The sequence below is a fragment of the Chamaesiphon sp. OTE_8_metabat_110 genome (genome assembly GCF_031382685.1).
Lineage (GTDB): Bacteria > Cyanobacteriota > Cyanobacteriia > Cyanobacteriales > Chamaesiphonaceae > Chamaesiphon.
The window spans coordinates 1-10,588 of record NZ_JANMZA010000615.1 but is presented as its reverse complement, the minus strand read 5'-3'; the positions used below and the strand labels follow the sequence as shown (position 1 = coordinate 10,588).

The window sequence follows — 10,588 nt, the reverse complement described above, 5'->3', positions numbered from 1 at the left end:
AATGGTCGAGACTGGCAATTTGCTCATTCCGATCGTGGCACACATGACTACCAATTTTATTTCAGCGGTGACTTGGAAAATCCAGCAGCCCAGACTAAAGTCTCGATCGTAATTATTTACCCTGCACTCCCATCCCCTCTCGATCGCCACTATTGAGCCAAATTTGACAATTCTGAGGTGGCATCATACTACCAGGTTGCCGCTCGGTGGAGCCACTTTTCACATCACAGGTGTAATGCGCTAAGGAAATCTTGCGATCGTTACAAATTTTGAGGTCGTAACCATAACTTTGAGCGACGCGACCGAATCTAGAGAGCGTGCGATAGCGATCGACGTAATCTAAGATGTTCCAATACTGACTATTAACTAATAAATAAATCTGGCTCTGGCGACGGTTGGCAATCCAGTTGACAACCAATTTTGATGGCAGTTGTTCGTTTGTCCACCACAAGCTGGGGATAGTATTGCCTTCGGGCGATACAGTATCGGCGGTGATAATATTTGGATCGGCACCAACTTCCGTAGGCTTTAATAATGTGAGATTTACATCACATACTTCTGACCCAGATGGTATCGAATTTGACTGAGCGAAGACTGGACAATTGAGCCAGAGTGCTGCTACTAAGCAGATGGCATTAGCAATAGCATGACGAGTGCAGACCCCGCTAAATTTAGTCTGACAGTGAAAAAGTTTCAGAGTTAAGATTGTCTGGTTGACCTGCATGGTAGATAGTGACTATTTTTCAGCCATGACGCTCTTTGCATCACAATTGTGCGATCGACTTTAGCCTCCAGATGAGATCTCTAGAATTTTATGAATCGGTACCGAGCCAAGTTAACTCGATCGCATTACCGTCAGGGTCTTGTGTAAATAGTGCCGCTCTGCCAGAATTACTCATCTTCACGATACAATTGGCCGCTATTAACTGCTGTTTGGCGGCATCTAAGTCACGAACTGATAGCGCGATATGGGGATTGCGCGTCGATACATTGAGATCGATCGTATCGTTAAAACGAGCCTCAACATTTTCAATTAAGTGCAATTGAAAATCGCCAATTTGATACCAGACACCTGGATACTTGAGCTGACGATCGATCTGTTTCAATCCTAATACCTGCGTGTAGAACTCGATCGAACGCTCCAAATTGGAGGCGATTACTGCTACATGTAAACAACTAACGATTTCAATCATTTAGGATAGTGAATAGTGGATAGTGGATAGTGGATAGTGGATAAAAAGAATACTGTAGGGTGTGTTATCCCGAAGGGTAACGCGCCAAAGATCTATATTCGTTATGTTGCCTATCGATATCAATCAACTTTCAATCCTTTAGTTGCTAACCATTCGCGGTTGAAAATTCGAGATTGATATCTGGCTCCGCCATCGCACAAGATGGTAACGATCGTGTGTCCTGGACCCATTTGCTTTGCCACTCTTACCGCTGCTGCGACATTAATACCGACCGAACCGCCCATGAATAATCCATCTTTTCGCAGAAGCTGATAGACAACTTCAATACACTCCTGGTCGTGAATTTGGATCGCATCATCGATCGGTACGCCTTCCATGTTACCAGTAACCCGACTATTTCCAATTCCTTCAGTTATCGAACTACCTTCGAGGGTAATATTGCCAGTTTTCACATAACTATATAAGCCACTCCCCATCGGGTCGGCAATGATGCTTTTAATTTGAGGATTCTTTTCTTTAAGGAACATTGAGACACCCGCAAAAGTGCCGCCCGTACCTGTCGATGATACCCAGGCATCGATTTTACCATCAGTCTGCGCCCACATTTCGGGGCCAGTCGTTTCGTAATGTGCCAAGCGGTTAGCGAGATTTTCAAACTGATTTGCCCAGATTGCATTTTCCATTTCCGCAGCAACGCGACCGGATAATTTGACATAATTATTTGGGTCTTTATATGGCACAGCAGGTACCGTCCGAACTTCTGCGCCGAGGGTTCGCAGTGCCTCGATTTTTTCCGCTGACTGAGTTTCGGGGATGATAATCAGGCATTTATACCCCTTAGCGTTGCAAATATGCGCGAGTCCGATCCCCGTATTGCCAGCGGTACCTTCAACGACAGTACCGCCCGGTTTGAGCATACCGCGTCGCTCGGCATCTTCAATAATGTACAAAGCGGCGCGATCTTTGACCGAGCCGCCAGGATTGAGAAATTCTGCTTTTCCTAAGATCTCACACCCAGTTTCATCGCTAAAACTATTCAGCCGGATCAGTGGTGTATTGCCAATTGTTTTAGTAATTCCGTGTTTGATATCCATAGCCTTTTGAGTGTATTTTGAAATTAAATGTGACTAAAGTATTGGCGATTGAGACAATTAAGAGCGTAGTTATACAAATACAATTAAATAATTTCTGTTTGTTTGAATTTACTCTTAAGCTTGAGTGAGAACGAGTTTTCTAAATAGCCGATCGATTGCCGCTCCATCTGTTTCATGCTTGGGAATAAGTTTGACAGCCGCTTCGCAATGTTCGATCTCCGTGCGGATAAAATCATTGAAAAGTGGAATTGGTGCGATCGTCGTCGCTTCGTTAGCAGTGGATTTGATAGTCAATAATCGATCGATCTCAGCTAAAATATCTGGGCGATCGCTAATTAAACTCAATAAGTCATTAAACACCATTGGCGGAAAGGTTTGATATGTAACTATCGATTTAGCTGCTAAAATTGGTCGCAGTGCATAAAAGTATTTTTTCAACTTGACAGTATCGGTTTGAAGTGACTCGCGATAGCAGTTCGTCGCCATATTTAAATAGTGATGAATCCCCGCTCGCGGTGCATAGTACTGCTGGGCTAATTCCAGTAATTTATGAGGTAAATTACCATCAGCTCGATAAACTATCGGCGATTGAATCCATTCATAAATTGCAGAATTCGAGCCTTTAAATAATTTCAGCGCTTTACGCAGATCCCAACCATTAATATCTAATAGCGAATCGATCGGCAGATCGATCGTATCGGGACGATCTTCAATCGATAAGTACCATTCTAAAGGACGCAGATAAATAAATCTCACGTCATAGTCACTATCTGGCGAGGGAAAACCCCACGCGCGACTCCCTGACTCGCAAGCATAGAGAATAGTAATCTGCTCTTGGCTGGCTAGCTGTTGTAATTGTGCCCCGATGCTACTGACAACATCAGCATTCTGCGCCGCGATCGTCTCCATCTATTTTTTTATGCCAACAAGATCTTCAGCAATCGTATAATACCGATGTGGCAGCATTCTCAGTCGGTGATGACCGATCTTGCCGTCTGTGCGATACGATTCTTATTAGCTATTTTGCCATATCTCACTCCTCAAATCTCCATGAACATTCGCATTGGCAATGGTTACGACATTCATCGATTAGTCTCGGGGCGTCCCCTGATTTTGGGAGGCGTTCGCCTCGAACACGAACTGGGCTTACTCGGGCACAGCGATGCTGACGTGCTGACTCATGCGATTATGGATGCGATGCTGGGCGCATTGAGCCTCGGCGATATCGGGCACTATTTTCCCCCTACAGATGCTAAATGGGCGGGAGCAGACAGTATCGAACTCCTCAAACAAGTCAATCATCTCATCCTCGATCGCGGCTGGCAAATTGGCAATCTCGATACCGTCATCGTCGCCGAACGTCCCAAGCTCAAGCCCCACATTCACACTATGCGAGATCGATTGGCAAAGGCATTACAACTATCCCCAGAACAAATCGGCATCAAAGCCACCACCAACGAGCAACTAGACGCCACTGGCAAAGAAGAAGGCATCTGCGCCTATGCAGTCGTCCTGTTACAAAATAGGGAATAGGGGATAGGGAATAGGTAAGAGGTAAAGGTAAAAGGTAAAAGGTAAAAGGTAAGAGAATAAGCCACTAAGTTCGCCCAGTCTCCCAGTCTCCTCGTCTCCCAGTCTCCCCCTCTCCTCAGCCACCCCCCTATCCACTTATTCCACAACTTGCTAATATTAGGGAAGTTAATATAAAAATTTATTAAGGAAAGTGTAATTTGAACCATGCCTCCCTCACGCAAGCAAGCTGTATTACTCGTTGATGGCTACAACGTGATTGGAGCCTGGACAGAGTTACACGACCGTCATACCGACCGCAATCCACTCACTTCGGGATCGAGAGCCGACTTAGAAGCCGCGCGGAATAAGTTGATCGAAGCCCTAATTAACTACAGTGCGTTTGAGGACTACCAGACCAAAGTAGTTTTTGATGCCTACAGTCGGGATGCACCAGCTTACTGCGAGATAATTACACCTAACTTATCGATCCATTACAGCGACTTTCTCGAAACTGCCGACACATACATTGAGAAGTTCTGTGCGGCATTCCGGCACGATCTTCAGTACTCCGCTTCGAGACTGATTGTAGCAACCTCCGATCGCGCCCAGCAACTGACCGCGATCGGATTTGGTGCCGAATGGATCTCCTCGCTACAGTTGATCTCCGATGTCGATTTCAGTGCCAAACGAGCAAAAAGAAGGCACCGCCCGCAGAAACAATCTTCTGGAAGATTTTTATTTAACTCCCTCGATCCCAAAGCTCAGGCTAGACTCTCTGCACTCCGTCATGGCTTACCCATCGACGACACCTGACCAGCGCTCCCCTTCCTTCACCAGTTTAATAATTCCGCCACATGGCAAATCATGAGCTAGCCAGTCATCGTTGCTAGTTAAGGCAGCTACGATTCCCAGTACAGAGCCTTTGTGGGCGATCGCGATCGTCCGATCGCCATTGTCATTGAGTTTTTGTGCTATGATATTAAGACGTATGTTTAGTGCATCTGTAGTTTCAGGGTAACAGGGCACAAGTCGAGATTGATAACCAGCATCAATATTTGGGTAATAGCGCAACAATTCATCGATCGGAGTAGTTGTGGGAAATTCTGTCGTCCAGTCTTGACACAACCACTCACACAAACCCCATTCCAACTGAATCGGTAATTTTAGTAATCTTGCCAGCGGGTCTGCTGTCTGAATCGTTCTGAGAAAGGGAGACGTATAAATCCGATCGACCTTGATGTCGCTTAACTTTTGAGCCAACCAGACAGCTCGATCGTGCCCTTGCGGTGAGAGTGGCGGATCGTAAGGATAAATCGCTCGATCGAACCATTCCGGTTCGCTGAAGTCCAATCTATGTGCGTGGCGAACTAACCAAAATGTTTGCATTAACTTTAAATAACTCCAATTTGTGCTGTAGATCGCCTTCGCGTAACAAAATCTTAACTATGATGAGAGTGAAAGTAAATCGATCGAGACGGTTATTAGGGCATGTTTTGGCGTGTATACCGACCCGACAGTGCCTTCACCCGCGCGAAATCATTACCGTCAGCCAATTGGCTGAGTATGAAAAAAGATCGCCAGTGAATGTGTACAAATGTTAAGATTATTAGAACAACGTAAAAGTAAACTTGAGAACAAACTGTAGCTAAGGCTAGTTTCGGTACCGATCGATCTTCGCAGACCAATTGTACCCAATAGAGCCACCACTGCTGCAATCGAGATTTTGCATCTAAATCCCCACTACATTTTAGCCAGAGTCATGAAAACTGCTCAAGCATCAACCGATACTGTCCGTACCTACCTTCGTGAAATCGGGCGCGTGCCCTTGCTCACCCACGAACAGGAAATCCTGTATGGTAAGCAGGTACAGCAGTTGACGATCGTGATGGCGGTCAAGAATACTCTACTCGAAGAACTCGGTCGGGAGCCAAGTTTGGCTGAATGGGCAACTGCTGCCAACATCGACGAAACCCAACTGCAAAAGACGATCTCTGCTGGAGAAAACGCCAAACGCCGCATGGTAGAGGCTAATCTTCGACTGGTAGTGTCTGTTGCCAAAAAATACATCAAGCGGAACATCGACCTTCTAGATTTGATTCAAGAAGGGACGATTGGAATGCAGCGTGGAGTCGAAAAATTTGACCCTAGTAAGGGTTATCGGTTTTCGACCTATGCTTACTGGTGGATTCGTCAAGCAATTACTCGCGCCATCGCTGAAAAAGCTCGCGCTATTCGGCTACCCATCCATATTACCGAAAAGCTCAACAAGATCAAAAAAGCTCAACGCGCTCTCGCTCAACAATACGGACGAGCAGCGACGATTAACGAGCTAGCTGCTGAGTTGGAGCTATCTTCCAAGCAAGTTAGAGAATACTTAGAACGCGCCCGTCAACCCCTATCACTCGACCTCCGGGTGGGTGACAATCAAGACACCGAACTCGGCGATCTTTTAGAAGATCCGGGGATCTCACCAGAAGAGTATGTCACCAACTCGTCTCTTCAGGTAGATCTAGAGCGAATGATGTCCGAACTCACCCCTCAACAACAGCAGGTGCTGACGCTCCGGTTTGGGTTAAAAGATACCCAACCCCTCACCCTCGCGAAAATTGGCGATTTGCTCAACATCAGTCGCGAGCGCGTCCGTCAAATCGAGCGCGAAGCGATTGCCAAGCTCCGCAAACGCAAAGCCGATATCGGTGAGTATCTCGCTTCGTAAATATTATCAAGTCCGCACGAGCGGGCTTTTTTTTGACAATTCGATCGCGTCTAGCTAATGATAGATCGAGATAATGTTAAGGATCTAATCGTGAATTTATCGCTCCCCCATAAAAAAATCGGTGCTGGCGTTATCTGGAGTCCGTCGGGGCAAGTTTTAATAGACAAGCGCAAGGCTGAAGGCGCAATGGGAGGACTATGGGAGTTTCCAGGCGGTAAAATCGAGCCTGGTGAAACAGTGCCTGAGTGCATCGTGCGGGAGATTCGAGAAGAATTGGCGATCGAAATTAGCGTCGGGAAGCATCTGATCTCGATCGAGCATACTTATCCAACATTTCAGATTACCCTGATCGCTCATCATTGTCAGCATATCAGTGGTATTCCCCAACCGATCGAGTCCGATGAAGTGCGCTGGGTAAATGTCGAAGATCTCCATCGGTACCAGTTCCCCGCCGCCAATCTAGCAATTATCGCGGCAATCCAATCAGGGCAAAAGTGCTAAATTTGCCAGCATCTTTCGGATGGTTATTTAGGCTAGCACCGAGCAACACCATTCCACCTTTACGAAATCACTAATCGCGAGATTGTATCTATAATTGATGGAATACGAAAATTGAGTTGCTAACTCAATCTTCAAATCCGCCGATCGCATCGACACGATAGTGGTGAGTGAGTAATGGACACAGAATTAGCAATTCAGACAGAAGGTTTAACCAAACAGTTCGATCGTCATCTGGCGGTAAATGGCGTGGACTTGGCGATAGCCGCAGGTGAAGTCTATGGACTCATTGGCCCTAACGGTGCTGGTAAGACCACCCTGATGCGGATGCTAGCCACCGCTGAGGAACCAACTCAAGGCGAGATCTATATCAATGGCGAACGACTGCTACGCGATCGCAGCAATACCAATCTCAAACGGTTGTTGGGATATCTCCCCGATGACTTTCCCCTGTATGACGATCTGACAGTCTGGGACTATCTCGACTATTTTGCGCGGCTCTATAAGCTCACTACCGAACGGCGTCAGCGGCGATTATATGACGTGCTGGAACTGGTACAGCTCAGTACCAAGCGCAATAGTAAGATTGCCACACTTTCGCGGGGAATGAAGCAGCGATTGAGTCTGGCGCGGACGATTATTCACGAGCCGATTTTACTATTGCTAGACGAACCAGTATCGGGATTAGATCCGATCGCCCGGATGCAATTTCGGCAGATCGTTAAGACACTCCAAGAGGCAGGGATGACGATTTTGATCTCATCTCATGTCTTGAGTGACTTAGCCGAACTCTGTACGTCTGTCGGGATTATGGAGCTAGGATTTTTGGTCGAGAGTTGTCGGCTCGAAGATCTCTATCAACGGTTGAGTCAGCAACAAATTCTAATTGGCACGCTCGGAGATTTAGCCCTTCTCAAACACGAACTTAAAGCCAATCCCTTGGTGACAGAGATGGAAGTATTAACTGGTACTAATGGCGTGAGGGTCGGATTTTTGGGCAATGAAGAGGATGCCGCCGATCTGTTGCGATCGCTCATTCACAACCAGATCCCGATTACCAATTTTCAATGTATTCAGGAAGATTTAGAAACTATTTTCTTGAAGTTAGGGCATCAACAAGCCTCGTAAATTAATTAATAATTAATAATTAATAATTTAGTTGAGATGAGGATGATGATAATCAAAACGATCGATTGGATCTACTAATTCCCAACTATTTCGAGAAAGTTTTGTCAATAACCACTAGAGAGGTGAATAACGATAATGTTAGATAAATTAATCGATCGAGTGGGTGATACCAACCCCCAGCTATTCCGAGAACTCAAAGAACGGTTGACACCCCGAAATATTGCGCTGGCAATCGTGAGTAGCCTATTACTTCAGGGACTAGTGGTACTATTTTTTAATGCTCAGCTCCCGGCTCCACTATTTGATAATAATTCGCCGCTAATTCCCAAAATAGCTCAGCAGGTTTATAGTAAATATTGCAATTTTAGTCTCTCTCCCTATAATAATTCCAGCAGCCTATGTAATCTCGATGGTGCTGGTGGTTTCATTATCAACTGGCAAAAGTGGCAATACGATATATTTATTTGTTTGAGTTGGATTTTGCCGTCGGGACTAATTTTGGGATCTGTTTATACCTTAGTTGCCGACTTAATTCAAGAAGAAAAACGCGGCACCCTCAACTTTATCCGGCTTAGCCCTCAATCAGCTCAGACAATTTTTATCGGTAAAATCTCGGGCGTACCCATCCTGGTATATATTGCCATATCTGTGATGCTGCCGCTACATTTCTGGATGGGAATGAGCGCCAAAGCTACTATTCCCTTACTAGCGAGTTGGTATGGAACGCTAGGAGCAATGTGGTTCTTGCTAGCTAGTGCCTCAGTTTTATATGTCTTACTCGGCGGCATTCAGGCAATTGTGACAGTCATCGTTGTGGCTTTCCCACTGTGTCTGCCCATTTTCGCGATTAATAGCTTTTTATCAAGTGCGATAAACAAAGAAAATTTTTCGGGAGACTATACATACATCTACTGGTATGGTTGGGCGATCGATCGGAGTGCGGTTAGTTTTCATATCTTTGTAATTGGCTGCTGTCTGGTTGCTAGTTATGGCATCTGGCAGACCCTATCCCGTCGCTATCTCAACCCTACGGCTACTATAATTAGTAAATATCAAAGTTATCTCATTAATTTTTGCGTCCAATTGTGGATCGCCGGGTTTACAGTGCCACTCATTTTTGCAAATCCGGAAAAATACTACCATGCACGTCAAATAATGTCCGTACTGGCGATGGTTGATTTCATCGCATTATTATTACTAATTCCGATGTTATTGCCCAACAAACAAGCATTACAAGATTGGAGTCGCTATCGTCGCGAACACACTCAGCAGCGGCGGAAGTTTATGCAACGGGATCTATTTCAAGATTTGATTGGTAACGATAAAAGTCCTGCCCTGCTAACGATCGCCATTAACGTCGCGATGGCGATGGTTGCGTGGATACCAGTAACGATCTTGGCTTTAACTGTTCCCACTCGCGGGATGGACTTCAATACTTTTAGTACGCCCGGACACGTAACACGTTTGCTAGCAGGGATCTGTGTAGCGGCTAGTCTGATTTTAATTTACGCCGCGATCGCACATTTAGGTCTATTTCTCAAAGTTCGCAAGCGCAATCTGTGGATTTGCGCGATCGTCAGTGTCGTGATGATTTTACCCGTGGTGGTTGCCTACGCGCTTTCTCCAGTCAAATCGCCAACTGGCTTAGCAGCCATCGTACTGCTATTTTCGCCCTTTGCGCCGATCGGGATTTTCCAGCTAGCAGGAAGTACGATCTTAGCGACATTTACCGCGCAAGTGGCGATGTTTGCCGCACTGACGCATCAATTACAACGACAGTTAAAAATTAGCGGACGCTCGCAGAGCAAAGTACTACTCACTCAAAGCTAGATTTTAAAGCCTTTAATAACGCGTTCACCCAGTTTCTCAATCGGAAGCTGGGTTTTTTTAGGTGTTTGTCAGATCGTCATCCTTGGGCTTACTTTTAGCCTTACGAATTAACTGCGCGATCGTCCGCGAGAGCGAAAGCCCCGACTCCGCAGCCAGTTTTTCCAACTTCTCACGCTCGATCGGATCGAGGGAAACATTTAAGCGATTTTTTTTTGTGCTCACAGCGCAAAAGTGGTGTAACTATGGTACCCATTGTCCGAGTTAGGAGCTAGGCAGGGGGGGATTATTAACGTTTGTGACAAAGATGAGGAAAAACAAAAAACATTCCATCCAACATTGTATAAACTTAGAGTAATAGGTAATACTAGTAACTGACAGATTGGTAAACACCGACTATCAAAGCTAGCCAGCCTCTCATATTAATACGAGAGTTTTCGCAAATTTATTAAGCTATGTTAAGCGATCGCGAGACAGCCGCCGAAAGATTTGACACCAAAACTATTAAACGCATACAGGATTAAATATATGTTAGACGGATTCTCCAAGGTTGTCGCCCAAGCCGATGCACAAGGTCAATACCTCAGCACCGGACAATTAGACGCCCTGGCAGCAATGGT

12 protein-coding genes are annotated in these 10,588 nt (G+C 45.7%); 6 read left to right on the top strand and 6 right to left on the bottom strand.

What is annotated here, in order from left to right:
* Nucleotides 1-112 precede the first annotated feature (112 nt).
* The 4 genes from RMO52_RS22205 to RMO52_RS22190 form a co-directional block, all read right to left on the bottom strand.
* A complete protein-coding gene (locus tag RMO52_RS22205; protein ID WP_310418657.1) occupies nucleotides 113-724 on the bottom strand; it encodes a hypothetical protein in 612 nt (203 codons plus the stop codon).
* Nucleotides 725-812: 88 nt separating this feature from the next.
* Nucleotides 813-1,190, bottom strand: a complete 378-nt coding sequence (locus RMO52_RS22200) for a VOC family protein (RefSeq protein ID WP_396135076.1) — start codon at nucleotides 1,188-1,190, stop codon at nucleotides 813-815.
* Between the two features lie 122 nt (nucleotides 1,191-1,312).
* Nucleotides 1,313-2,287 (bottom strand): cysteine synthase A, encoded by a 975-nt coding sequence (locus tag RMO52_RS22195; protein ID WP_309744962.1) that lies wholly within the window; start codon nucleotides 2,285-2,287, stop codon nucleotides 1,313-1,315.
* A 114-nt stretch (nucleotides 2,288-2,401) separates the two neighbouring features.
* Entirely contained in the window at nucleotides 2,402-3,196 is a 795-nt protein-coding gene (locus tag RMO52_RS22190; protein WP_310418651.1) for a nucleotidyltransferase domain-containing protein, read from the bottom strand.
* 141 nt (nucleotides 3,197-3,337) lie between these two features.
* On the opposite strand from RMO52_RS22190, the gene ispF reads away from it, so the two are divergent.
* Complete coding sequence (gene ispF / locus RMO52_RS22185; RefSeq protein ID WP_309744970.1) at nucleotides 3,338-3,820, top strand: 2-C-methyl-D-erythritol 2,4-cyclodiphosphate synthase; 483 nt, start codon at nucleotides 3,338-3,340, stop codon at nucleotides 3,818-3,820.
* Between the two features lie 204 nt (nucleotides 3,821-4,024).
* Complete coding sequence (locus tag RMO52_RS22180; protein ID WP_309744966.1) at nucleotides 4,025-4,612, top strand: NYN domain-containing protein; 588 nt, start codon at nucleotides 4,025-4,027, stop codon at nucleotides 4,610-4,612.
* Here RMO52_RS22180 and RMO52_RS22175 read toward each other — a convergent pair.
* Entirely contained in the window at nucleotides 4,592-5,185 is a 594-nt protein-coding gene (locus tag RMO52_RS22175; RefSeq protein ID WP_310418648.1) for a histidine phosphatase family protein, read from the bottom strand. The genes RMO52_RS22180 and RMO52_RS22175 overlap by 21 nt on opposite strands.
* A gap of 373 nt (nucleotides 5,186-5,558) precedes the next feature.
* Between RMO52_RS22175 and RMO52_RS22170 the strand changes: the two genes are divergently transcribed.
* The 4 genes from RMO52_RS22170 (at nucleotide 5,559) to RMO52_RS22155 (ending at nucleotide 9,971) form a co-directional block, all read left to right on the top strand.
* Nucleotides 5,559-6,515 (top strand): RNA polymerase sigma factor, RpoD/SigA family, encoded by a 957-nt coding sequence (locus RMO52_RS22170; protein ID WP_310418645.1) that lies wholly within the window; start codon nucleotides 5,559-5,561, stop codon nucleotides 6,513-6,515.
* Between the two features lie 90 nt (nucleotides 6,516-6,605).
* Complete coding sequence (gene mutT, locus RMO52_RS22165) at nucleotides 6,606-7,016, top strand: 8-oxo-dGTP diphosphatase MutT (RefSeq protein WP_310418642.1); 411 nt, start codon at nucleotides 6,606-6,608, stop codon at nucleotides 7,014-7,016.
* A 174-nt stretch (nucleotides 7,017-7,190) separates the two neighbouring features.
* Nucleotides 7,191-8,141: an ABC transporter ATP-binding protein gene (locus RMO52_RS22160; RefSeq protein WP_309739980.1), complete on the top strand. Its 951-nt coding sequence runs from the start codon at nucleotides 7,191-7,193 to the stop codon at nucleotides 8,139-8,141.
* Between the two features lie 135 nt (nucleotides 8,142-8,276).
* A complete protein-coding gene (locus RMO52_RS22155) occupies nucleotides 8,277-9,971 on the top strand; it encodes a hypothetical protein (protein WP_309739983.1) in 1,695 nt (564 codons plus the stop codon).
* Nucleotides 9,972-10,028: 57 nt separating this feature from the next.
* On the opposite strand, the gene RMO52_RS22150 is transcribed toward RMO52_RS22155, so the two are convergent.
* Nucleotides 10,029-10,193 carry a hypothetical protein gene (locus RMO52_RS22150; RefSeq protein WP_309739985.1) on the bottom strand — a complete coding sequence of 55 codons (165 nt, stop codon included), beginning with the start codon at nucleotides 10,191-10,193 and terminating at the stop codon, nucleotides 10,029-10,031.
* Nucleotides 10,194-10,588 lie beyond the last annotated feature (395 nt).